Origin of the sequence: Pseudomonas sp. RW10S2 (assembly GCF_014268985.1) — a bacterium.
Lineage (GTDB): Bacteria > Pseudomonadota > Gammaproteobacteria > Pseudomonadales > Pseudomonadaceae > Aquipseudomonas > Aquipseudomonas wayambapalatensis.
In genome coordinates, this window is record NZ_JABWRO010000097.1 from 1 (window position 1) to 23,854 (window position 23,854).

Here is a 23,854-nt window from a genome sequence, read left to right on the forward strand (position 1 = left end):
GCAATCGCGGGGCAAGCCCGCTCCCACAGGGTCCGGCGTGGTCTTCCAATGCCTTAGACGTTCTGCCGCTCACCCTTCGGATCGAAGAACACCGAAGACACGATCTCTGCCTCGATCACGCTGCCGTCGGCCTGTGGCGAATAGACCCGCTCGCCGAGGCGCTTGAGGCCACCCTTGACCACGCCCATGGCGAACGAATAGCCCAGGGAGTTGGCCTTGTAGCTGGAGGTGACGTGACCGACCATGTCCATCGGGATCGGCTGCTTGGGATCGAACACCAGCTGGGCACCTTCAGGCAGCCACACGTTCGGGTCCACAGGCTTGAGGCCGACCAGTTGCTTGCGGTTCTCGCGGGTGGTGTCCTCGCGGTTCATGCCGCGCAGGCCGATCCACGAGAACGGCTTGTTGCGGCCCACGCACCAACTCATGTTCAGGTCGTCCGGCGTCATCGAGCCGTCGGTGTCCTGGCCGACGATGATGAAGCCCTTCTCGGCACGCAGCACGTGCATGGTCTCGGTGCCGTACGGCGTGAGGTTGTACTGCTTGCCCGCCTCGATGATCTTTTCCAGCACGCCCATGGCGTAGTTGGCCTGGACGTTGACCTCGTAAGACAGCTCGCCGGTGAACGAGATACGGAACACCCGCGCCGGCACCCCACCGACGTTGCCTTCCTTCCAGCTCATGAACGGGAAGGCGTCCTTGTCCAGGTCGATATCGCTGATCTGCTCCAGCAGCTTGCGGCTGTTGGGACCGGACAGGGTCATGGTCGCCCAGTGGTCGGTGACCGAGGTGAAGTACACCTTCAGCTCCGGCCATTCGGTCTGGTGGTACAGCTCCAGCCACTGCAGCACACGGGCGGCGCCGCCAGTGGTGGTGGTCATGATGAAGTGGTTGTCGCCGACGCAGGCGGTCACACCGTCGTCGAAGACCATGCCGTCTTCCTTGCACATCAGGCCGTAGCGGGCCTTGCCCACATCGAGCTTGGTCCAGGCGTTGGTGTACACGCGGTTGAGGAACTCGCGCGCATCCGGGCCCTGGATGTCGATCTTGCCGAGCGTGGAAGCATCGAGCAGGCCCACGCTGTCACGCACCGCCTTGCACTCACGAGCCACGGCGGCGTGAATGTCTTCGCCAGGCTTGGGGAAGTACCACGGACGCTTCCACTGGCCGACATCCTCGAACTCGGCGTTGTTCTTCACGTGCCAGGCGTGCAGCGCGGTGAAGCGCACCGGCTCGAACAGGTGGCCACAATGACGGCCCGCCACCGCGCCGAACGTGACCGGCGTGTAGTTGGGACGGAACATGGTGGTGCCCATTTCCGGAATGGTGATACCCAGCGAGCGGGCGGCGATGGCCAGGCCGTTGATGTTGCCCAGCTTGCCCTGGTCGGTGCCGAAGCCCAGCGCGGTGTAGCGCTTGACGTGCTCGACCGACTCGAAGCCTTCGCGGGTGGCCAGCTCGATGGCGGCAGCAGTGACGTCGTTCTGCTGGTCGACGAACTGTTTCGGGGCGCGCGCAGTGCCTTTGTCGTGCGGCACCTGGAACAGCGCCACGGTGGCCTCTTCCTTGCGCTGCACGGTCTTGGGCAGGCTGCCGACGCTGGCCTTGAAGCCGGCCTCGGTGGCGGCGCGAACACCGCCTTCGAAACCATCGGCGAGGGTGTCGCCCAGCGCATAGACGCCGTTCACGCCACCGACGCACACACGCTTCTGCGGCGCATCGCCCGGCACGAAGCCGAGGATATCGTCACGCCAGACAGGGCGCCCGCCCAGGTGCGAGGCCAGGTGCACCACCGGGCTGTAGCCCCCGGAAGTGGCAACCAGGTCGCATTCGAGCCATTCGCCAGGGCTGGTGACCTTGTGTGCAGGCACATCGATGGCCGCCACACGGGCACCGGTGACGTGCTTGCCGCCACGGGCTTCGATCACCGCGCTGGAGGTGAGGATGCGGATCCCCTTGGCACGCGCCTCCTCGACCAGCGAACCGCGCGGGTTGTGGCGCGCATCGGCGATGGCGACCACCTGCAGGCCGGCATCGTGCCAGTCCAGGGCGGTGCGGTAGGCATGGTCGTTGTTGGTCGACAGCACCAGCTTGCGGCCCGGCGCCACGCCATAACGGCGCACATAGGTGGAAACCGCTCCGGCCAGCATGTTGCCCGGCAGGTCGTTGTTGCCGTACACCAGCGGACGTTCGTGGGCGCCGGTGGCCAGCACCACACGCTTGGCCCGCACACGGTGCACGCGCTGGCGTACCTGGCCGATCGGCGCGCGGTCACCGAGGTGGTCGGTGAGGCGCTCGTGGATGGTCAGGAAGTTGTGGTCGTGGTAACCGTTGACCGTGCTGCGCGGCAGCAGGGTGACTTCGGCCAGCCCCTGCAGCTCGGCAAGGGTCGCAGCCACCCAGTCGGCGGCCGGCTTGCCGTCGAGGGTCTCGCGGCTGTCGAGCAGGCTGCCGCCGAACTCTTCCTGTTCGTCGGCCAGGATCACCCGCGCCCCGCTACGGCCGGCCGCCAGTGCAGCAGCCAGGCCTGCCGGGCCGGCACCGACGATCAGCACGTCGCAGTGCTGGTTCATGTAGTCGTAGCTGTCCGGGTCGTTCTGCAGCGGTGCACGGCCCAGGCCCGCCGCCTTGCGGATGTACTTCTCGTAGGTCATCCAGAACGACTTGGGATACATGAAGGTCTTGTAGTAGAACCCCGGCGGCATCATGTTGCCGCCGACCTTGCCGATGATGCCCATCACGTCGTTGTTGACGTTCGGCCAGCCGTTGGTGCTGCTGGCCACCAGGCCCGAATACAGGGCCTGCTGGGTGGCACGCACGTTGGGGATCTGGGTGGCTTCGCTGGAGCCGATCTGCAGGATAGCGTTCGGCTCTTCGGTACCGGCGGCGATGATCCCGCGCGGGCGCGAATACTTGAAGCTGCGCCCGACGATCTCGACACCGTTGGCCAGCAGCGCGGCGGCCAGGGTATCGCCGGCATAACCCTGGTAGGTCTTGCCGTTGAAGGTAAAGTTCAGAACCTTGCTGCGGTCGATGCGACCGCCGCTGGCGAGGCGATAGACCTGGCTCATACTATTTCTCCCTGGCCCTTGGCGGTCGCCGGTGCGGCGCTTTGTCTGGATGCGGCGGTCACCTGAGGCTTCTCACCGATCTTGTAGGTTTCGAGAATCTCGTAGGTCACCGTGTCACGGGTCACGTTGAAGTACTGGCGGCAACCGGCGACGTGGTCCCACAGCTCGTGGTGGATACCGCGCGGGTTGTCGCGGAAGAACATGTAGGTGCCCCACTCTTCGTCGGAGCAGGTGTTCGGGTCCAGCGGGCGGGCGATGTGCGCCTGGCCTGAAGCGTGGAATTCTTCTTCGGAGCGCAGCTCGCCGCAGTGGGGACAGAAGATTTGCAACATGACGATTGTCTCCGGGTCAGTGGGCGACGGCAGCAGCGCCGTGTTCGTCGATCAGCGCGCCGTTGTAGAAACGGTCGATGGAGAAAGGCGCGGCCAGTGGATGCATCTCGCCCTTGGCCAGGCTCGCCGCGAAGACGTTGCCCGAGCCCGGAGTGGCCTTGAAGCCGCCCGTGCCCCAACCGCAGTTGAAGAACATGTTCTTGACCGGGGTCTTGGAGATGATCGGGCACGCATCCGGGGTGGTGTCGACGATGCCGCCCCACTGGCGGTTCATGCGCACGCGCGACAGGATCGGGAACATCTCGACGATCGCCTGCAGGGTGTGCTCGATGATCGGGTACGAGCCACGCTGGCCATAACCGACCCAACCGTCGATGCCGGCGCCGATCACCAGGTCGCCCTTGTCGGACTGGCTGATGTAGCCGTGCACGGCGTTGGACATGATCACCGAGTCGATGATCGGCTTGATCGGCTCCGACACCAGTGCCTGCAGGGGGTGCGACTCCAGCGGCAGGCGGAAGCCGGCAAGCTTGGCCATGTGCCCGGAGTTACCGGCAGTGACCACGCCGACGCGCTTGGCACCGATGAAGCCCTTGTTGGTTTCCACACCGATCACCGCACCGTTCTCCTTGCGGAAACCAATGACTTCGGTCTGCTGGATCAGGTCCACACCCAGGGCGTCGGCGGCCCGGGCGAAGCCCCAGGCGACCGCATCGTGGCGGGCCACGCCGCCGCGACGCTGCACGGTGGCGCCCAGGATCGGGTAACGGGTGTTCTTCGAGCAGTCCAGGTACGGGATCTCGGCCGCGACCTGGTCGGTGAGGATCAGCTCGCCATCGACACCATTGAGGCGGTTGGCGTTGACCCGGCGCTCGGAATCGCGGATGTCCTGCAGGGTGTGGCACAGGTTGTAGACGCCGCGCTGGGAGAACATCACGTTGTAGTTGATGTCCTGCGACAGGCCTTCCCACAGCTTCATGGCGTGTTCGTAGAGGTGCGCGGACTCATCCCACAGGTAGTTGGAACGCACGATGGTGGTGTTGCGCGCGGTGTTGCCACCGCCCAGGTAACCCTTCTCGACCACCGCGACGTTGGTGATGCCGTGTTCCTTGGCCAGGTAGTAAGCCGTGGCCAGGCCATGGCCGCCGCCGCCAACGATGACCACGTCGTAGACCTTCTTGGGGGTCGGCGTGCGCCACATGCGCTGCCAGTTCTCGTGGTGGCTGAGGGAGTGCTTGAGAAGGCCGAAGCCCGAATAGCGTTGCATGGTGTTCTACTCCACTCAGCGGTAGACCGGGAAGTCGGCGCACAGGGCGGCGACGTTCTTGGCGACATCGGCTTCGACGTCGGCGTCGCCCAGGTTGTCCAGCACATCGCAGATCCAGCCCGCCAGCGCCACGCACTGGGCAACCTTGAAGCCGCGGGTGGTGACGGCCGGGGTGCCGATGCGCAGGCCCGAGGTGACGAACGGCGACTGCGGGTCATTGGGCACAGCGTTCTTGTTGACGGTGATGTGTGCGCGGCCGAGGGCGGCGTCAGCATCCTTGCCGGTCAGGCCCTGGCGGATCAGGCTGACCAGGAACAGGTGGTTGTCGGTGCCGCCGGAAACCACGTCGTAACCACGCTCGATGAACACCTGGGCCATGGCCTGGGCATTCTCGATGACCTGCTTCTGGTAGGTCTTGAATTCGGGCTCCAGCGCCTCCTTGAAGCACACTGCCTTGGCGGCGATCACATGCATCAGCGGGCCGCCCTGGGCGCCAGGGAATACGGCAGCGTTGAGCTTCTTCTCGATCTCTTCGTTGGACTTGGCCAGGATCAGGCCGCCACGCGGACCGCGCAGGGTCTTGTGGGTGGTGGTGGTGACCACGTCGGCGAAAGGAATCGGGTTCGGGTACAGGCCCGCAGCGACCAGACCGGCAACGTGGGCCATGTCGACGAACAGCAGCGCACCGACTTTATCGGCGATCTGGCGGAAACGTGGGAAATCGAGGGTTTTCGAGTAGGCCGAGAAACCTGCGACGATCATCTTCGGCTTGTGCTCGACGGCGAGGCGCTCGACTTCGTCGTAGTCGATCAGGCCGGTATTGGTGTCGATTCCGTACTGAACGGCGTTGTAAAGCTTGCCCGAGGACGACACCTTGGCACCGTGAGTGAGGTGGCCACCGTGGGCCAGGCTCATGCCCAGGATGGTGTCACCGGCCTGCAGCAGGGCGAGGTAGACCGCGCTGTTGGCCGAAGAGCCGGAGTGCGGCTGGACGTTGGCGTAATCGGCGCCGAACAGCTGCTTGGCGCGCTCGATGGCCAGTGCCTCGACCTTGTCGACGTGCTCGCAGCCACCGTAGTAGCGCTTGCCCGGATAGCCTTCGGCGTACTTGTTGGTCAGGCCGCTGCCCTGGGCCTGCATGACGCGCTTGCTGGTGTAGTTCTCCGAGGCGATCAGCTCGATGTGATCTTCCTGGCGCTGTTCCTCGGCATTCATCGCCGCCAGCAGTGCATCGTCGTAACCCTGGATCTGGTCTTGCTTGCTGAACATCGTGTTTCTCCCGGCAGCGATCGCTTCTTGTCTGATGAGGGTCTTCTCACCCTTTGCGGCGATGGTATGACTGGGCCGGGGGGCACAGATGCCTGCGCGCGCCTTGCAATGGCGCGTTTACGACATTGGTGGTGTGTCAGTAGCGGCCTCTTCGCGGGCAAGCCCGCTCCTACGGGGGCCGTGGTGAACCTTGTAGGAGCGGGCTTGCCCGCGAAGAGGCCGGCACTGACACCCCACACTCGGCTTGTATAGGCAACTGCTGAATCGATGGTTTAGAGTGCTGCCTTGCGTCGTAAAAAGGACAGGCGTCATGACCGATAACAACCAACAATTCGCCAGCGACAACTATTCCGGCATCTGCCCTGAAGCCTGGGCGGCGATGGAAAAGGCCAACCAGGGCCACGAACGCGCCTATGGCGACGATCAGTGGACCGAACGCGCCTCGGAATATTTCCGCAAGCTGTTCGAAACCGACTGCGAGGTGTTCTTCGCCTTCAACGGTACTGCCGCCAACTCCCTGGCGCTGGCCTCGCTGTGCCAGAGCTACCACAGCGTGATCTGCTCCGAGACCGCCCACGTCGAGACCGACGAATGCGGCGCGCCGGAGTTCTTTTCCAACGGCTCCAAGCTGCTGACCGCACGCAGCGTCAACGGCAAGCTGACCCCGGACTCGATCCGCGAGGTCGCGCTCAAACGCCAGGACATCCACTATCCCAAGCCGCGCGTGGTCACCATCACCCAGGCCACCGAAGTCGGCAGCGTGTATCGCCCCGACGAGCTCAAGGCAATCAGCGCCACCTGCAAGGAGCTGGGCCTGAACCTGCACATGGATGGCGCACGCTTCTCCAACGCCTGCGCGTTCCTCGGCTGTTCGCCGGCAGAGCTGACCTGGAAGGCGGGCATCGATGTGTTGTGCTTCGGTGGCACCAAGAACGGCATGGCGGTGGGCGAGGCGATCCTGTTCTTCAACCGCGACCTGGCCGAAGACTTCGACTACCGCTGCAAGCAGGCCGGGCAGCTGGCCTCGAAGATGCGCTTCCTGTCGGCGCCCTGGGTCGGGCTGCTGGAAGACGGCGCCTGGTTGCGTCACGCACAGCATGCCAACCACTGCGCGCAGTTGCTGGCTTCGCTGGTCAGTGACCTGCCGGGTGTCGAGCTGATGTTCCCGGTGGAAGCCAACGGGGTGTTCCTGCAACTACCGGAATTCGCCATCGAAGCCCTGCGCGGCAAGGGCTGGCGCTTCTACACCTTCATCGGTAGCGGTGGCGCGCGCTTCATGTGCTCGTGGGATACCGAAGAAGCGCGGGTGCGTGAGCTGGCGGCCGATATCCGCGCAATCATCGGCGGCTGATCGAAAGGCACTCGGCGAGAGCGGGCTGTTTGGGACCGGGCTTGTGGGGGCCCGACAAGCCCGCTCCTCCACTCAAGGTCATCAGCAAGACGTTGCCCTGCCTCAAGCCTGGATTCAGGCCTCGCCGATGGTCCGGGCGATAGCGTCCACCGCAGCATCCACCTTCGCCTGAGTGCGTTCGAGCGTCTGCGCGTGCTCGCGCTGCAACTCGATCTGCCTGGAGCACAGGTTCAGGGCTGCCAGCACCAGCAACTTGTCGCCGATCAATGTGGGGTAGTTGCGCTTGGTCTCGGCCAGAGCGACGTTGAGCATGCGCACGGCCTGCGAGAGCGTCTCTTCCTGGCCCTCGGGCGCCTTCAGCGAGTAGTCGGTGCCGAGAATGTTCACCACATTGATCGGCTGCGCTTGCAGTCTCATGCGCCTACGACACCTGCACTGGCACGCTCGACCAGCGCCTGGATGCGCGCGGCGGTAGCGCCGTGCTTCTCTTCCTGCTCCATCAGCGACAGCTGCAGGGTCTCGTTCTCTTCCTTGGCCTGGGCCAGTTCCTGATCGAGCTTCTGGTTCTGCTCGGTCAGTTGTGCGTTCTTGTGCATCAGGTCGCCGACCAGTTGCTCCAGTTGATTCAGGGATGCTTCCAACATACGTCTATCTCGGTTGTTGCAAAGGGCGCACACGATAAAGAAAAGCTCGCGCCCCCGCCATTAAAAATCAGGTAAGGGAGGGTGTGTTCCGGCAGATTGACAGGCTTGCGGGCACCTTGTTCCGGCCTGGATCAACCGCCTGTCAGGAAGAACGAGTGTAAATCCTCGTTTAGCCCCCCATTGCCTAAAGACTCGTGCGTTCCGACCGATAGGCAGGTAGGTCAAATTCCTTCGCATGGACGCGAGCCTTCCCTCCGGATCTCGACGTCATGTCCCTACGCAATCTGAATATCGCCCCACGCGCCCTGCTCGGCTTTTCCCTGATCGGTGTGCTGATGCTTAGCCTAGGTATTTTTTCACTCATCCAGATGGGCAATATCCGGCAGGCGGGCATCATCATCGAGCAGGTCAATGTCCCGAGTATCAAGCTGCTGGACGAAATGACCGCGCTCAATCTGCGCCTGCGCACCCTGTCCTATCGACTGCTGGTCAACCGGGATTCGCAGGCCGATACCATGCGCCTGATGGACGAACGCAACGCCCAGATCGACAAGGCTCGTAGCGCCTACGTGCCGCTGATCGCCGAGCCTGAGGAACAGGCCGCATTCGACCAGCTCGGCCAGTTGCTGGCGCAGTACCGCCAGCTTGAAGCCCGTATGCGCAGCCTGAGCCAGGCCGGCCAGCTCGATCCTCTGCGCGAGATGCTCAACCGCGACCTGCTGGCCAACTCCGACCAGATCAACAAGGCCATGGACCGCCTGCTGCAGATCAACACCGCGCAGACGCGCAAGGCCAACGAGGAAGCCGCACGCCAGTACGACAGCGCCTTCATGCTGGTGATTGGCCTGCTGGTGGCTGCCACGGTGCTCACGTTGCTGTTCGCGCTGCTGCTGACACGCAGCATCGTGCGTCCGATCGACGACGCCCTGCGCGCCGCCGAACAGATCGCCGAAGGCGACCTCACCCAGCGCGTCAGCACCGACGGCACCGACGAAGCCGCCCGTCTGCTGCAGGCCATGGCCAAGATGCAGGACAAGCTGCGCGACACCCTGCAACTGATCTCAGGCTCTGCCACCCAGCTCGCCTCGGCCGCCGAGGAACTCAACAGCGTCACCGACGAAAGCGCGCGCGGCCTGGCCCAGCAGAACAACGAGATCCAGCAGGCCGCCACTGCGGTTACCGAGATGACCAGCGCCGTCGAAGAGGTTGCCCGCAATGCCGTCAGCACCTCGGAGGCCTCGGGTGAAGCCAGCCGCTCGGCCGGCGATGGCCGCGACCTGGTGATCGAGACGGTCGGCGCCATCGAACGCATGAGCAGCGACGTGCAGACCACCGCCAGGCTGATCGAGGATCTGGCCGGGCAATCACGCGATATCGGCAAGGTGCTGGACGTGATCCGCGGCCTGGCCGACCAGACCAACCTGCTGGCACTCAACGCCGCCATCGAAGCGGCACGTGCCGGCGAGGCTGGACGAGGCTTCGCGGTGGTGGCTGACGAGGTGCGGGCATTGGCCCATCGCACCCAGCAATCGACCAGCGAGATCGAGCGGATGATCGGCAGCATCCAGGGCGGCACCGAGCATGCGGTGGAATCGATGCGTACCAGTACCGATCGCGCCGAATCGACCCTGAACATCGCTCGCGGCGCTGGCCTTGCATTGGACACCATCACCAGCGCCGTGGCGCAGATCAACGAGCGCAACCTGGTGATCGCCAGCGCTGCCGAGGAGCAAGCCCAGGTGGCCCGCGAGGTGGACCGCAACCTGGTGAACATCAATGACCTGTCGGTGCAGAGCGCGACCGGCGCACACCAGACCAGCATGGCCAGCGCCGAGCTGTCGCGCCTGGCAGTGGATCTGAATGGGCTGGTGGGGCGGTTCCGCACCTGACCACGCAATCCTGCAGGAGCGGCAATTCGCCACTCCTGCAGTTACGGTGCAACGGATCAGTAGTCGATCCGCACATCCCCCTTGGGCACGCTGCAGCACGACAGGATGTAGCCTTCGGCTTCGTCGTCCTCGGTGATCCCGCCGTTGTGGTCCATCTCCACCTCACCGCCGAGCTTGAGCACCTTGCAGGTGCCGCAGATGCCCATGCCGCAGGCCTTGGGAATCATCAGCCCGACTTTCGCCGCCGCCGCATGCACCGTCTCGCCCGGGGCGATGCGAATGCTCTTCTCGCTGCCGACGAACTCGACCAGGTTGAGGTCCGCCACATCCACTGCCGGCGCCTCGGCCGCCGCTTCGGCATGCTCGACCGCATCGGCCTTGGCCTCGGCCGGCGTCGCGCCGAACGATTCCTCGTGGTAGTTCTTCATGTCGAAGCCGACCGCTTCGAGCATGCGTTTGACCGCGTTCATGTAGGGCGTCGGCCCACAGCAGAAGATCACCCGCTCGAGGTAGTCAGGCGCGATCAACTCCATCAGCCGCTGGTTCAGGTAGCCGCGATAGCCCGCCCAGGGCTCGCCCAGGCCGTGCTTCTCGCAAATGATGTGCAGGCTGAAGTTGGGGATGCGCGAGGCCATGTGTTCCAGCTCGCGGTGGTAGATGATGTCCTTGGGTGAGCGGGCGCTGTGCACGAACACCATGTCGACGTTGGCGTTGGTGTCGTAGAACCAGCGCGCCATGGACATCACCGGGGTGATGCCGACGCCGCCGGAAAGGTACAGCGCCTTGTTGGCCGGGAAGTCGATGGCGTTGAACAACCCCACCGGGCCGTGCACGGGAAGCTCTGCGCCTTCGTGCAAGGTGTCGTGGAGGAAGTTCGATACCAGCCCGCCGGGCACGCGCTTGACGGTGATCGAGAAGCTGTAGGGGACTGATGGCGAGCTGGAGATGGTGTAGGAACGCATCACTGGCTTGCCTTCGATCTCCAGCTCCAGCGTCACGAACTGGCCCGGCTTGAAGAAGAACATGATCGGCTGGTCGGCCATGAAGCAGAAAGTGCGCACGTCCCAGGTCTCCTGGATGACCTTGACGCAGCGCACGATGTGTCGGCCGTTGGCCCAGGTCTGGGTGGTGACCGGATTGAGGAAGGTTTCGGACATGTTCTTCTCCAGCAGCCGACTATCGGCCTTCTTATGGCTGCGATAATGCGCAACGCCGTGACGTCGCACATTCCCATCCGCGACATCGGCGTGCTTATCGCGACCAGCCCCAAGGTACAAGGGTTGGCGCGTCGGAATTCGATTCGGCCATGTCGCCCATGGATATGGTTCGCGAACGGCGCGAACGCACACTCCTCGGCAAATAGAACCGCCGTTTTTTCGCTGACAGCCTTGCGCCAACCACAACAACGATTAGCCACCTTTCGCCGGCCGACAACGGCCTTGAGGATATAACGATGGACGTCACCGCAACCCTGAGCCTGGGCGATCCACTGGAACCTGCACGCAAGGCCACCGCCGAGATGCTGCAGACCCGCGAGCGGACCTACTCGCTGCCGCAGCCGTTCTACTGCGACGAGCGCCTGTTCCAGATCGACATGCAGGAGATCTTCCACAAGGAGTGGCTGATCGCGGGGATGACCTGCGAAATTCCATCGAAAGGCAACTACCTCACCCTGCAGATCGGCAAGAACCCGGTGATCGTCATCCGCGGCGCCGAAGGCAAGGTGCACGCTTTCCACAACGTCTGCCGCCACCGCGGTTCGCGGCTGTGCGTCAGCGAAAAGGGCAAGGTGGCCAAGCTGGTCTGTCCCTACCACCAGTGGACCTACGAGCTCGACGGCCGCCTGCTGTTCGCCGGCACCGAGATGGGCGCCGACTTCGACATGAACCAGTACGGCCTCAAGCCGATCAACGTGAAGACTGCCGGCGGCTACATCTTCATCAGCCTGGCGGAAAATCCGCCGGCCATCGACGAGTTCCTGGCCACGCTCGACCACTACATGGAACCGTACGACATGGAGAACGCCAAGGTGGCCGTGCAGACCACCTTGATGGAAAAGGCCAACTGGAAACTGGTGCTGGAAAACAACCGCGAGTGCTACCACTGCAACGGTTCGCACCCTGAATTGCTCAAGACCCTGCTGGAGTGGGACGACACCAACGACCCGCGCGCCGACCAGGCGTTCAAGGACCACGTCGCCGCTTCCGCTGCCGCCTGGGAAGCCGAGAAGATCCCTTACCTGCACAAGAGCCATGGCCTGCGTAACCGCATCGTGCGCATGCCGCTGCTCAAGGGCACCGTGTCGATGACCATGGACGGCAAGCAGGCGTGCAAGAAGCTCATGGGCCGCATCAAGAACCCCGACCTCGGTTCGATGCGCATCCTGCACCTGCCGCACTCCTGGAACCACTGCATGGGCGATCACATGATCGTCTTCACGGTGTGGCCGATCAGCGCCCAGGAAACCATGGTCACCACCAAGTGGCTGGTGCACAAGGATGCCGTCGAAGGCGTCGATTACGACCCCGAGCAGATGCGCAAGGTGTGGGATGCCACCAACGACCAGGACCGCCGCCTGGCCGAAGAGAACCAGCGCGGGATCAACTCCACCGCCTACCAGCCGGGCCCGTACTCGAAGACCTACGAGTTCGGTGTGGTCAACTTCATCGACTGGTACAGCGACCGCGTCCTGGCCAACCTGGGTGCGGAACCTGCGCCATACCTGAAGGAAGTCAAGGCGCAGTAAGCCTTCACGGGTGTTGATAAACGCCACGGCCGAGCGATCGGCCGTGGCGTTTTACATTGCAATCCAAAGGAACTGAACATGTTATCCACAGAGTTGTTCAGATGTTCTGTGGACAGAAGTCGAGCCTCGGCAGACGACAGACTGATCATTATTTGATCAATTCTCTGAAAGCCTTTGATCCAGAGGCCTGCAAGCAATATCGAACACCTTGTCCACAGATACGCCAACAGATTTTGTGGGCACATGCAGACCGCGTGGAAAAGTGCTGTGGATAATGGCCTTGACCCCTTGTCAATCATGACCTTGAGAGTGATTAAGGCGACTTTGGTCAATTATTGACCAATAGCTTGCAGGCCAATGAAATCAAGGCATCCAGCGGTTGCCCAACATATTATCCACAGAGCCGCCAACAGTGATTGTGGGAAACCTCATGGGAATGACCCGGGATTGCCATGGGTGATTCACGGAGCGGGCTGTATGTTTTTTGATCAATGCTCTACACGCATTGATTTCAAAGGGCTGTAGCGAAGCGCGAACACTTTATTCACAGGATCGCGAACAGATTTGGTGGGCAACTCTCTGTGGGAGCGGGCTTGTCCCGCGAACACGGGCGTAGCCCGTGCCAGGCAGCGCGGTGTCTTTTTCGCGGGCAAGCCCGCTCCTACAACAGCCCCAACCAGTCAGCGCAACACGCCTTCCTCCACCAGCAACTTGAGGATCGCTTCGGCACCCTCCTGCGGGGAAACATCCTTGAGCACCTTGCCGCCACCGCCACTGGCCTTGGCCGTGGCTGCCTTCATCCGATCGGCGCCGCTCTTGGCCTTGATCACCTTGAGCCGCTTGGGCCGCGGGCGGGCAGGCTGCAAGGCGTCGCCTTCGAGCAGTTCATCGTCCACCACCGCCACGTTACGCGCCGCCAGCACACCCCGCCGCGCAGGGCCAAAGGCGCTCTGGCGCGGCTTGGGCGCGGCGTTATCCACAGTCGCCAGCAACGGCAGGCGTACCTTCAACCGGCGTCGTTGACCGCGCGGCAAGGCCTGCAGCACCTGGGCGGTGCCATTCTCGATCGACTCCACCTCAGCCAGGCCCACCACCAACGGCCAGCCCAGCCTCTCGGCCAGCAGAAACGGCAGCATGCCCGAGCCTTCACCCGTCTCGGCCTGGCTGCCGGTCAGCACCAGTTGAGCACCAGCGTCGCGCAGGTAATCCCCCAGCACCCCCAGCACATCGGCCCCCGCAGGCTGCTCGAGCACATCCAGATGCTCCAGGCCCATGCCCAGGTAGCCGCGCAGGGCCTCTTCGCGCGGGTCGCCGGCATGTACCACCTGCAAGTTATCCCCAGCCAGCTGCAAGCCCAATTCGACAGCGCGTGCATCCTGCTCGGCGCGGCGAGCGCGACCAGAGCTGGGGTGAGCGCCGATGGAAACCAGGCTGATGACTTTCGTACTCATGCTCGTGCCCTTATGCCGCGTCGCGCCGAGCGCCGCTGCGGTAGTTGTCCACAGCCTCGATCAGTGCCTGGAGAATCGCCGCGCTGTCGCCAATCACCGACAGGTCGGCCCGTTTGATCATGTCGCAGCCGGGATCCATGTTGATCGCCACCACCTTGTCGCAGGCACCGATACCTTGCAGGTGCTGGATGGCCCCGGAGATCCCCACCGCCACGTAGACCCGCGCCGTGACCCAGGTACCGGTGGCACCGACCTGGCGGTTGCGCGGCATGAAGCCGTCGTCCACGGCGACCCGCGAGGCGCCCTCGGTTGCCCCCAGGGCCGCAGTTGCCCTGTGGAAAAGTGCCCAGTCCTTCACACCGTTGCCGCCGGAGACAATGAATTCAGCTTCGGCCATGGCGATGGCCGCCGGGTCTACCGCCACCGATCCGAGGTCTTCGATGCGCGACAGGCTGCGCGCCACGCCTGTGGACAACGTGACCGGCAGCGCTTCGTGACGGGTTTCGCTGACCGGCTCGGCGCATTCGGCGGCGGCCAGTATCAGGCGCGGCAGGCCGCGCTGCAGGTCCTGCTGGCCGGCGCCGGCACGGCCGATGCACTGGCCGTCCTTGATCTGCCAGACCCGCGTGGCCGGGCGCTCGCCGAGCGCTGCCCCCAGGCGCCGCCCCAGTTCGCCGCCACCGGTGCGGCTGTCAGGCAGCAACCAGTGCTGCGGCGCAAACTGGTTATCCACAGCCCGCAAGCCCTGGACAAGCTGCTCGGGCACATAGCCTTCGAATGCTTCGCCATCGATGACCAGCAGGCGGTCGACACCGGCTGTGGAAAAGTGGCTTTCCTTGTGTTCGCCAAAGACGACCGCAAGCACTGCCCCCTCACTGCCGGCAAGGCTGCGGGCAAGGCCGAGCAGGTCGCGGTCGTGGCTGCCGAGGCGGCCACCGACCATGTCGGGCACCACGGCGATGTAGAACGCCGGATCCGCCACCTGATGCAAGGGCAATTGCACCTCGGCGGCTGCCGTGCGCCGACCGCCGATCGCCGTGCCCTGCTGGGCACCGCTGCGGTCGATACGCTTGAGGCCGCTGGGGCCGATGAAGCCGGCAGCGATGGCGTGGGGGTTCTTGCGAATCAGCCCGTTGGGGCCCATCCAGCGGGCCTGTTGCGTCTGCATCGCCGCGTGCAGCGGATGCAGGCGGTTACGGGCAATCCACTCGGCGCGAGGATCGCGGCGGATGATGTCGCTCATCAGTGCACCTCCGCAGGTTCACGTTCTACCAGGTTCGATTTGCTCGCAGCGGCGGGCGTCTCGTCTTCGATCAGCACATCGGCGACCAACTCGGCCAGGTCCTTGATCTGTGGGCGCGGCTCGACCACACCCTCAAGCATCGCCGTGCATTGTGGACAACCTACCGCCACCAGTTCGGCCTCGGTCTCGCGGATATCGTCCATGCGCATGTCGGGGATACGCTGCTTGCCCGGGATGTCGGTGATCGGCGCACCGCCGCCACCGCCACAGCAACGCGAACGGAAGCCCGAGCGCTGCATCTCGCGCACCTCGATGCCCAAGGCCTTGAGCACGTCGCGCGGGGCCTGGTACTCGCCGTTGTAGCGCCCCAGGTAGCACGGGTCGTGGTAGGTCACGCTACCGCCCTTGTGCTGGCCGAGGTTGAGCTTGTTGGCGGCGATCAGTTCGGCGATGTAGGTGCTGTGGTGCTGCACCTGGTACTCGCCGCCCAGGGCGCCGTATTCGTTCTTCAGCACATGGAAGCTGTGCGGATCGCAGGTGACGATGCGCTGGAAGCGGTATTGGCCCAAGGTCTGGATGTTGCGCCTGGCCAGGTGCTGAAAGGTCGCTTCATCGCCAAGGCGACGGGCCACGTCACCGCTGTCGCGTTCTTCCAGGCCGAGCACGGCGAAGTCCACACCCGAGGCCTTGAGCACCTTGACGAAGGCACGCAGGGTGCGCTGGTTGCGCATGTCGAAGGCGCCGTCGCCGACCCAGAACAACACCTCGGTGCTCTTCACGTCCGACAGCAGTTTCAGGTTCAGGTCGGCGGCCCAGTTCATCCGCCCACCGGGGTTGAAGCCGCCGGGGTTGTCGGTGGCGATCAGGTTGTCGAGCACCTCGGCGCCCTTGTTCGGCGTCGCGCCCTTTTCCAGCGTGAGGTGGCGGCGCATGTCGACGATGGCATCGACGTGCTCGATCATCATCGGGCACTCCTCCACGCAAGCGCGGCAGGTGGTGCACGACCACAGCGTCTCGGCATCGACCAGGCCGTTGACGATCGGCTGGTGCGGATGACCGCCATGCTGACCAACCGGTTTACCGGGGTAAGGGCTGCCGGCAAAGGTCGCATCGGTGCCACCGGCCAGGCCGATGACCATGTCCTGGATGAGCTTTTTCGGGTTCAGCGGCTGGCCGGCGGCGAATGCCGGGCACATCGCCTCGCACTTGCCGCACTGCACGCAGGCGTCGAAGCCCAACAGCTGGTTCCAGGTGAAATCGACCGGTTTTTCCACGCCCAGCGGCGCGTTCGGGTCTTCCAGGTCGAGCGGCTTGAGGCCAGTGGAGCGACCGCCGCCGAAACGCTCGGCACGGCGGTGCCAGGCCAGGTGCAGGGCACCGGCGAAGGCGTGCTTCATCGGCCCGCCCCAGGTCATGCCGAAGAACAGCTCCGACACACCCCACAGCACGCCAAGGCCGAGAATGCCGACCATCACCCAGCCGCCGGTATTGGCCGGCAGGATGCCCGCCACCGGCAGGGTGGCGATGAAGAAGCTCGCGGCGAATACCAGCAGGCTTTTCGGCAGGCGCATCCACGGGCCCTTGGACAGGCGCGAAGGCGGATTCAGACGACGCTTGAAGACGAAGATCGCGCCGCTGAACATGATCACCGTAGCAACCAGCAGCGCGTAGCCAAGGATCTTGCTCTGCAGGCCGAAGCCATGCACCAGGATCGCCAACAGCGCCGACAGGACGAAGCCACCTGCAGTGGCCACGTGAGTCTTGGACATGTACTTGTCGCGCTCGACCACATGGTGCAGATCGACCAGGTAGCGCCGCGGCATGGCCAGCAGGCCGCCGAGCAGGTCGACCTTGCTCGGCCGCCCGCGCCGCCACATGCGCACCCGGCGCAGGGCGCCGAGCACCGCCAGGGCGAGTGCGGCGAACAGCAGGATGGGTAGAAGGGTGTTCAACATGGGAGGCTCCCACAACAGCGGTTGCAAGGGGTTCAGGCCCCTGGAATCCTGCACCGGCCCTGTGGGAGCGGGCTTGCCCGCGAATGCGCCAGGTCAGACACCCCTGTTGTTGGTGCTGACGCTTTCGCGGGCAAGCCCGCTCCCACGGGGGCCGGTGTGTGCCGACAGATCGATCAGAAATCCTTGCACAACCGCAAGGCGTCATAGATCGCCGCATGCACGTTGCGCTGGGCCACGCAGTCGCCGATGCGGTACAGCAGGTAGCCCTCGCCCGGCTGGCTGAGGATCGGCTGCGGCTGGATCGCGAACAGAGCGTCGATGTCGATTTGGCCCTTGTTGCGCGAACCCTCCTTGAGCCCGTAGTACAGCTCCTCGTCCGGGCGCACGCCGTTCTCGATCACCACTTGGTCGACCACACGCTCTTCCTTGGCCCCGGTGTATTCGTTCTCGAGCACCGCCACCAGCTTGTCGCCCTCGCGGTAGACCTTCTCCAGCATCATGTCCCCGGTCATGATCACTTCCTTGGGGTAGATGCTGCGGTAGTAGGTCGGGAAGGTCGTGCCGCCCATGGCCACGCCCGGCTTGATGTCGTCGGTGACGATCTCGACCTGGCTGCCCTTGTCGGCGATGAAATCAGCGGTGGACATGCCGGTGAATTCGCAGATGGTGTCGTACACCAGCACGTTCTTGCCCGGTGCGACCTTGCCGTCGAGCACGTCCCAGCTACTGACCACCAGCCCTTCGGCGGCGCCCCAGTGCTCGTTCTGCTCGATGAACGGATGACCGCCCACCGCCAGCACGATGATGTCCGGGCGCAGGTCCTGGATGGTCGCGATGTCTGCCGCAGTGCCCAGGCGCAGGTCGACCTTCAGGCGCGCGAACTCGAGTTGGTACCAGCGGGTGATGCCAGCGATCTGGTCGCGCTGCGGTGCCTTGGCGGCGATGGTGATCTGCCCGCCGATCTGCTCCTTCTTTTCGAACACGGTGACGTCATGGCCACGCTCGGCGGCCACCCGTGCGGCCTCCATGCCGGCAGGGCCGGCACCGACCACCACCACCTTGCGTTTCGGTCCGGTGGACTTCTCGATGATGTGCGGCACGCCCATGTATTCACGGGACGTCGCGGCGTTCTGGATGCACAGCACGTCCAGGCCCTGGTACTGACGGTCGATGCAGTAGTTGGCACCGACGCACTGCTTGATCTGGTCGATCTGGCCCATCTTGATCTTGGCGATCAGGTGCGGGTCGGCCATGTGCGCACGGGTCATGCCGACCATGTCGACATAGCCGCCTTCGAGAATGCGCGTGGCCTGGTTCGGGTCCTTGATGTTCTGCGCGTGCAGCACCGGGACCTTGACCACTTCCTTGATGCCGGCCGCCAGGTGCAGGAACGGCTCCGGCGGGTAGCTCATGTTGGGGATGACGTTGGCCAGGGTGTTGTGGGTGTCGCAACCCGAACCGACCACGCCGATGAAATCGATCATGCCGGTGGCGTCGTAGTACGCGGCAATCTGCTTCATGTCCTCGTGGCTCAGGCCATCGGGGTGGAATTCGTCACCGCAGATGCGCATGCCCACGCAGAAGTCGTCGCCGACCTCGGCGCGTACCGCCTTGAGTACTTCCAGGCCGAACTTCATGCGGCCTTCGAAGCTGCCGCCCCATTCGTCGGTACGCTTGTTGACCCGAGGGCTCCAGAACTGGTCGATCATGTGCTGGTGCACCGCCGACAGCTCCACGCCGTCCAGTCCGCCTTCCTTCGCCCGGCGCGCGGCCTGGGCGTAATTGCCGATCACCCGCCAGATCTCCTCCACCTCGATGGTCTTGCAGGTGGCGCGGTGCACCGGCTCACGAATGCCGGACGGCGACATCAGGGTCGGCCAGTGGAAACCGTCCCAGCGCGAGCGACGGCCCATGTGGGTAATCTGGATCATGATCTTGGCGCCATGCTTGTGCATGGCGTCGGCGAGGTTCTGGAAGTGCGGGATGATGCGGTCGGTGGACAGGTTCACCGAGGCCCACCATTGCTGCGGGCTGTCGATGGCAACCACCGACGAGCCGCCACAGATGGCCAGGCCGATGCCGCCCTTGGCCTTCTCTTCGTAGTACTTCACGTAGCGCTCGGTGGTCATGCCGCCATCGGTGGCGTAGACCTCGGCGTGCGCGGTGCTGAGCACGCGGTTGCGGATGGTCAGCTTGCCGATCTGGATCGGCTGGAACATTGCTTCGAATGCCATGACGCTCTCTCCGGCTTACAACGGCTTTGTAACGAACAGGCCATCTTCGTGGCCTTCTTCAGAACCGCCATAGACCTGCTCCGCCACAGTGCGGATCGAGCTGCCACGGGCAGCGAGGATCTGGTCCATGGCACCGGCGAACCAGCCGGTGAACATGTAGTCGACCTTGCGGCCGCATTTGCCATACACGTAGACGAACGCCGAGTGCTTGAGCTTGACGCTGCACGTGCCTTTGTCGAGGTCGATGTCCTGGATCTCGAACAGGCCCCAGCCACGCTGGCTCAGGCGCTTCATGTAGTGCTCGAACACCGCCACGCCTTCCAGGCCATGGCACTCGGCTTCTTTTTCGCACCAGTGCCAGGCAGACTTGTAACCCGCCTTGTAGAGGATCTCGGCATAGGCGTCGGCGCCCAGCACTTCCTCGATGCCAATGTGGTTGTTGACGAAGAAATGCCGCGGTACGTACAGCATCGGCAGGGCATCGGACGTCCAGACACCGGTCTCGCTGTCGACTTCGATTGGCAATTGCGGGGCGATCTTGGCCATGGAAACTCAACTCCATAAAATTTTTTGTTTGGATGCCCCGGCGTTGCTGGCAAGGGCTTTCAGGCTCGGAGTGCGGCTTTATTCGCCCCACACATCCTTGAGAACGTTCACCCAGTTCTCGCCCATGATCTTGCGCACCACGCGTTCGGAATGGCCGCGCTTGAGCAGGGTCTCGGTGAGGTTGGGGAATTCGCCCACGGTGCGGATGCCCAGCGGGTTGATGATCTTGCCGAAGTTGGTCAGGCGACGGGCGTAGCCCTTGTCGTGGGTCAGGTACTCGAAGAATTCCTGGCCATGGCCCTGGGTGAAGTCGGTGCCGATACCGATGGCGTCTTCACCGACGATGTTCATGGTGTACTCGATGGCCTCGGCGTAGTCGTCGATGGTCGAGTCGATGCCCTTGGCCAGGAACGGCGCGAACATGGTCACGCCGACGAAGCCGCCGTGGTCGGCGATGAACTTCAGCTCTGCATCGGACTTGTTGCGCGGGTGCTCTTTAAGGCCCGACGGCAGGCAGTGGGAATAGCAGACCGGCTTTTTCGATTCGAGGATGACTTCCTCGGAAGTCTTGGAGCCCACGTGCGAGAGGTCGCACATGATGCCGACACGGTTCATCTCGGCGACGATCTCGCGGCCGAAGCCCGACAGGCCGCCGTCACGCTCGTAGCAACCGGTGCCGACCAGGTTCTGGGTGTTGTAGCACATCTGCACGATGCCCACGCCCAGCTGCTTGAACACGTCCACGTAGGCGATCTGGTCTTCGAACGCATGGGCGTTCTGGAAGCCGAAGAGGATGCCGGTCTTGCCCAGCTCCTTGGCCTTGCGGATGTCGGCTGTGGTGCGCACCGGCATCACCAGGTCGCTGTTGTCGCGGATCAGTTTCTGGCTGGCGGCGATCTGGTCGACCGTGGCCTTGAACCCTTCCCAGACCGACACGGTGCAGTTGGCTGCGGTCAGCCCGCCTTTACGCATGTCTTCGAACAGCTCGCGGTTCCACTTGGCGATGATCAGGCCATCGATGACGATGCTGTCGGCGTGTAATTCGGCTGGGCTCATCAGGCTGTCCCCTTTTGTCGAGTTGGGCGACGCCGAATCGTGTGCCGGCGCTTTGGGGCCAGCATATGCCTGCGGCCTGTGTCGCCCCGATGCAAAAACGACAGGGGGTTTGCCGAAAGCGTCAATGAGCGACATGGCAAGCTCTGGCGCGCTGCTGGGCAATGAGAGCGAGTCTCGACAAGAACCGTTTATGAACATTTTCTTTGCCCTCTACCACCCGGCTCTAGGCTGAGCGAGAATCTCGACGATTCGTCAGCCTGTTCAGGAGAAAACGGATGAAATCAAAGGCATGGCTGGTACTGCTGTTCGTGGCGCTGGGCGCCCAGGCCGCCGAAGAAGAAAGCACGCCCTGCGACAATGTCGAGACCGACCAGCAGACCTATGCGTGCGCGGCGTACAACAAGCAGACCGCCGAACGCGAACTGAAGGCCGCCTATGACGACCTGATCCAGCGCATCCGTGACCAGTACGCGGACGAAAACGACAAGGCCGTTGCGCTCAGCGGACGCATGGAGGCGGCCGAGAAGCTCTGGACCCAGTTGCGCGATGCCGACTGCAAGGTCGAGACCTATGCCGAGAAACCCGGCAGCAAGGCCTTCGAGGCGGCGTGGAATACCTGCGTGGCGCAGCGTAGCGATGAGCGGTCGGAGTATCTGCAGTCGGTGGGGCAGCAGTGATTATCTAATGGCCCTTTCGCGGCCAAACCCGCGAAAGGGCCAGCGCAGCCCCCATCACACCGCCCTGGCCAACCTGTCCTCCCGCGGGCAACGTTCGAACCGCGCCCGATAACAGCGGGTGAAATACGACGCCGACTCGAACCCGCACGCCACACCCACTTCCAGCACGCTCATGTCGGTCTGGCGCAGCAGTTGTCGGGCCTTGTCCAGCCTGAGCCGCAGGTAGAAGCCGCTGGGCGTGTCGTCCAGGTGCAGGCGAAACAGGCGCTCCAACTGACGACGGGTCACCTGCACGGCATCGGCCAGCACCTGGGTGTTGAGCGGTTGCTCGGTGTTGCGCTCCATTTCGCCGATCACCTTCACCAGCTTCTTGTTGCGAATGCCGTAGCGCGTGGCGATTTCCATGCGCTGGTGGTCCTGGCGCGGACGAATACGGCTGACCACGAACTGCTCCGACACCTGGATCGCCAGCTCGCTGCCGTGGGCCTGGGCGATCAGGTCGAGCATCAGATCGATGGACGCCGTCCCTCCCGCGCAGGTGATCCGCCGCCGGTCGATCTCGAACAGCTCCTGAGTCGCCTGCAGGCGCGGATAGCGCTCCTTGAACGCCTCCAGCGCCTCCCAGTGCAAGGTCGCGCGATAGCCGTCGAGCAGGCCCGCTTCGGCCAGCACCAGCGCACCGGTATCGATGCCGCCGAGCGTGCCGCCGTCATGCTCGACGCGCCGCAGCGCCTGTTGCAGCACAGGGCCATAGCAGGCCAGCGGCTCGAAGCCGGCGACAACCAGCAGCATCCCTCCCCGCTCGCTGTCAGACAGCGATTGGTCGGCATTGACCGACATGCCGTTGCTGGCCTGCACCGGGCCGCCGTCCAGGCTCAGCACCTGCCAGCGATACAGCGCTCCGCGAAAGCGATTGGCCACCCGCAAGGGCTCCACCGCACTGATGAAGCCCAACGCAGAAAATCCCGGCAAGAGAAGAAACTGGATCGTTTCCGGCATCGCTGACTCCTGGGAAGTGGGTGGTCGCTGCAGTGCAACTCTTGGTCGCCAGCGTGCGATTGCCCACTGTGCCATGGGCGTAACTTTTTTCCCACGGCCCGCAGAGGCCGGATCCCATAACAATACGCACTGCCGATGGAGAGCCACCATGCATCGCTTTATCCGCCGCAGCCTGTTGTCCCTCGCTCTCAGCACCACCGTGGTCACCCCGCTTTTCGCCGCCGAGCCCGCCGCATGCAAGAACGTGCGCCTCGGTGTGGTCAACTGGACCGACGTCATCGCCACCAGCGCCATGGCCCAGGTCCTGCTCGACGGCCTGGGCTACCAGACCAAACAGACCAGCGCCTCGCAACAGATCATCTTCGCGGGCATCCGCGACAAGCGCCTGGACATGTTCCTCGGGTACTGGAACCCGATCATGACCCAGACCATCACCCCGTTCGTCGACGCCAAGCAGGTCAAGGTGCTCGACCAGCCCAGCCTGGAAGACGCCCGCGCCACGCTCGCAGTACCCAAGTACCTGGCCGACAAGGGCCTGAAGAGCTTTGCCGACATCCACAAGTTCGAGAAGGAGTTGGGCGGCAAGATCTACGGCATCGAGCCCGGCTCGGGCGCCAACACCCAGATCAAGGCGATGATCGCCAGCAACAAGTTCGACCTGGGCAAGTTCCAGCTGGTCGAGTCGAGCGAGGCCGGCATGCTCGCCGCCGTCGATCGCGCCGTGCGCCGCAAGGAGGCCGTGGTGTTCTTCGGCTGGGCGCCGCACCCGATGAACGTGAACATCGACATGGTCTACCTGGGTGACAGCCAGGACGCCCTGGGCCCGGACGAAGGCCGTGCCACGGTCTGGACCGTGACCGCGCCCGACTACGCCGAACGCTGCCCCAACGCCAACCGCCTGCTGGCCAACCTGAAATTCAGCGCCGAGGACGAGAGCCGCATGATGCAGCCGCTGCTCGACCACAAGGACCCGCTGGAATCGGCACGCCAGTGGCTCAAGGACCACCCACAAGACAAGGCCCGCTGGCTTGAAGGCGTGACCACCTTCGACGGCAAGCCGGCGGCTGACAACCTCAAGCTCACCGCCAACTGACCCGGCCTCTTCGCGGGCAAGCCCGCTCCTA

19 protein-coding genes are annotated in these 23,854 nt (G+C 63.9%); 5 read left to right on the forward strand and 14 right to left on the reverse strand.

The features are described 5' to 3' along the window. Nucleotides 1–53 precede the first annotated feature (53 nt). From HU729_RS19125 to HU729_RS19140, 4 genes are read right to left on the reverse strand one after another with little or no spacing between them, the layout of a single operon-like run. Nucleotides 54–3,071 (reverse strand): sarcosine oxidase subunit alpha, encoded by a 3,018-nt coding sequence (locus tag HU729_RS19125; RefSeq protein ID WP_186667474.1) that lies wholly within the window; start codon nucleotides 3,069–3,071, stop codon nucleotides 54–56. Next, complete coding sequence (locus tag HU729_RS19130; RefSeq protein ID WP_186711262.1) at nucleotides 3,068–3,403, reverse strand: sarcosine oxidase subunit delta; 336 nt, start codon at nucleotides 3,401–3,403, stop codon at nucleotides 3,068–3,070. The genes HU729_RS19125 and HU729_RS19130 overlap by 4 nt, the downstream gene beginning before the upstream one ends. A 16-nt stretch (nucleotides 3,404–3,419) precedes the next feature. Further along, nucleotides 3,420–4,670, reverse strand: a complete 1,251-nt coding sequence (locus tag HU729_RS19135) for a sarcosine oxidase subunit beta family protein (RefSeq protein WP_054892149.1) — start codon at nucleotides 4,668–4,670, stop codon at nucleotides 3,420–3,422. Between the two features lie 15 nt (nucleotides 4,671–4,685). Next, entirely contained in the window at nucleotides 4,686–5,939 is a 1,254-nt protein-coding gene (locus tag HU729_RS19140) for a serine hydroxymethyltransferase (RefSeq protein ID WP_063542290.1), read from the reverse strand. A gap of 310 nt (nucleotides 5,940–6,249) precedes the next feature. Between HU729_RS19140 and HU729_RS19145 the strand changes: the two genes are divergently transcribed. Next, the gene (locus HU729_RS19145; protein WP_186711263.1) at nucleotides 6,250–7,290 is read left to right on the forward strand and encodes a low specificity L-threonine aldolase; all 1,041 of its coding nucleotides are present in this window, start codon (nucleotides 6,250–6,252) and stop codon (nucleotides 7,288–7,290) included. A gap of 114 nt (nucleotides 7,291–7,404) precedes the next feature. On the opposite strand, the gene HU729_RS19150 is transcribed toward HU729_RS19145, so the two are convergent. Both HU729_RS19150 and HU729_RS19155 read right to left on the reverse strand, forming a co-directional pair. Next, nucleotides 7,405–7,707, reverse strand: a complete 303-nt coding sequence (locus HU729_RS19150; protein ID WP_186667471.1) for a cell division protein ZapA — start codon at nucleotides 7,705–7,707, stop codon at nucleotides 7,405–7,407. Then, a complete protein-coding gene (locus HU729_RS19155) occupies nucleotides 7,704–7,934 on the reverse strand; it encodes a hypothetical protein (protein ID WP_054892145.1) in 231 nt (76 codons plus the stop codon). Before HU729_RS19155 ends, HU729_RS19150 begins: the two co-directional genes overlap by 4 nt. 269 nt (nucleotides 7,935–8,203) lie before the next feature. On the opposite strand from HU729_RS19155, the gene HU729_RS19160 reads away from it, so the two are divergent. Further along, on the forward strand, nucleotides 8,204–9,823 hold the full coding sequence (locus tag HU729_RS19160) for a methyl-accepting chemotaxis protein (RefSeq protein WP_186711264.1): 1,620 nt from the start codon (nucleotides 8,204–8,206) through the stop codon (nucleotides 9,821–9,823). A gap of 56 nt (nucleotides 9,824–9,879) precedes the next feature. Here the strand turns inward: HU729_RS19160 and gbcB are convergent, their stop codons facing one another. Next, complete coding sequence (gbcB, locus tag HU729_RS19165; protein WP_186667468.1) at nucleotides 9,880–10,980, reverse strand: glycine-betaine demethylase subunit GbcB; 1,101 nt, start codon at nucleotides 10,978–10,980, stop codon at nucleotides 9,880–9,882. A 296-nt stretch (nucleotides 10,981–11,276) separates the two neighbouring features. Here gbcB and gbcA point away from each other — a divergent pair, with 296 nt between their 5' ends. Continuing rightward, nucleotides 11,277–12,569, forward strand: coding sequence for a glycine-betaine demethylase subunit GbcA (gbcA, locus tag HU729_RS19170; protein WP_186667467.1), 1,293 nt, complete (start codon nucleotides 11,277–11,279; stop codon nucleotides 12,567–12,569). 680 nt (nucleotides 12,570–13,249) lie between these two features. Here gbcA and HU729_RS19175 read toward each other — a convergent pair. The 6 genes from HU729_RS19175 to HU729_RS19200 all read right to left on the reverse strand — a co-directional run bounded on the left by HU729_RS19175 (nucleotide 13,250) and on the right by HU729_RS19200 (nucleotide 21,054). Next, complete coding sequence (locus tag HU729_RS19175; RefSeq protein ID WP_186711265.1) at nucleotides 13,250–14,020, reverse strand: electron transfer flavoprotein subunit beta; 771 nt, start codon at nucleotides 14,018–14,020, stop codon at nucleotides 13,250–13,252. Between the two features lie 10 nt (nucleotides 14,021–14,030). Beyond that, nucleotides 14,031–15,263 (reverse strand): electron transfer flavoprotein subunit alpha/FixB family protein, encoded by a 1,233-nt coding sequence (locus HU729_RS19180; protein ID WP_186711266.1) that lies wholly within the window; start codon nucleotides 15,261–15,263, stop codon nucleotides 14,031–14,033. After that, nucleotides 15,263–17,218, reverse strand: a complete 1,956-nt coding sequence (gene dgcB, locus HU729_RS19185) for a dimethylglycine demethylation protein DgcB (RefSeq protein ID WP_186711267.1) — start codon at nucleotides 17,216–17,218, stop codon at nucleotides 15,263–15,265. Before dgcB ends, HU729_RS19180 begins: the two co-directional genes overlap by 1 nt. Nucleotides 17,219–17,391: 173 nt before the next feature. Beyond that, nucleotides 17,392–19,452 (reverse strand): dimethylglycine demethylation protein DgcA, encoded by a 2,061-nt coding sequence (gene dgcA, locus HU729_RS19190; protein ID WP_054891725.1) that lies wholly within the window; start codon nucleotides 19,450–19,452, stop codon nucleotides 17,392–17,394. 15 nt (nucleotides 19,453–19,467) lie between these two features. After that, nucleotides 19,468–19,998, reverse strand: a complete 531-nt coding sequence (locus HU729_RS19195) for a DUF5943 domain-containing protein (RefSeq protein ID WP_054891724.1) — start codon at nucleotides 19,996–19,998, stop codon at nucleotides 19,468–19,470. Nucleotides 19,999–20,076: 78 nt separating this feature from the next. Further along, complete coding sequence (locus tag HU729_RS19200; protein ID WP_186667463.1) at nucleotides 20,077–21,054, reverse strand: dipeptidase; 978 nt, start codon at nucleotides 21,052–21,054, stop codon at nucleotides 20,077–20,079. 275 nt (nucleotides 21,055–21,329) lie between these two features. Here HU729_RS19200 and HU729_RS19205 point away from each other — a divergent pair, with 275 nt between their 5' ends. Continuing rightward, a complete protein-coding gene (locus tag HU729_RS19205; protein ID WP_054891723.1) occupies nucleotides 21,330–21,731 on the forward strand; it encodes a lysozyme inhibitor LprI family protein in 402 nt (133 codons plus the stop codon). Between the two features lie 54 nt (nucleotides 21,732–21,785). Here the strand turns inward: HU729_RS19205 and HU729_RS19210 are convergent, their stop codons facing one another. Continuing rightward, nucleotides 21,786–22,730, reverse strand: a complete 945-nt coding sequence (locus HU729_RS19210) for a GlxA family transcriptional regulator (protein ID WP_186667462.1) — start codon at nucleotides 22,728–22,730, stop codon at nucleotides 21,786–21,788. Nucleotides 22,731–22,878: 148 nt separating this feature from the next. Here HU729_RS19210 and choX point away from each other — a divergent pair, with 148 nt between their 5' ends. Next, entirely contained in the window at nucleotides 22,879–23,823 is a 945-nt protein-coding gene (gene choX, locus HU729_RS19215) for a choline ABC transporter substrate-binding protein (protein WP_186711268.1), read from the forward strand. Nucleotides 23,824–23,854: the final 31 nt, after the last annotated feature.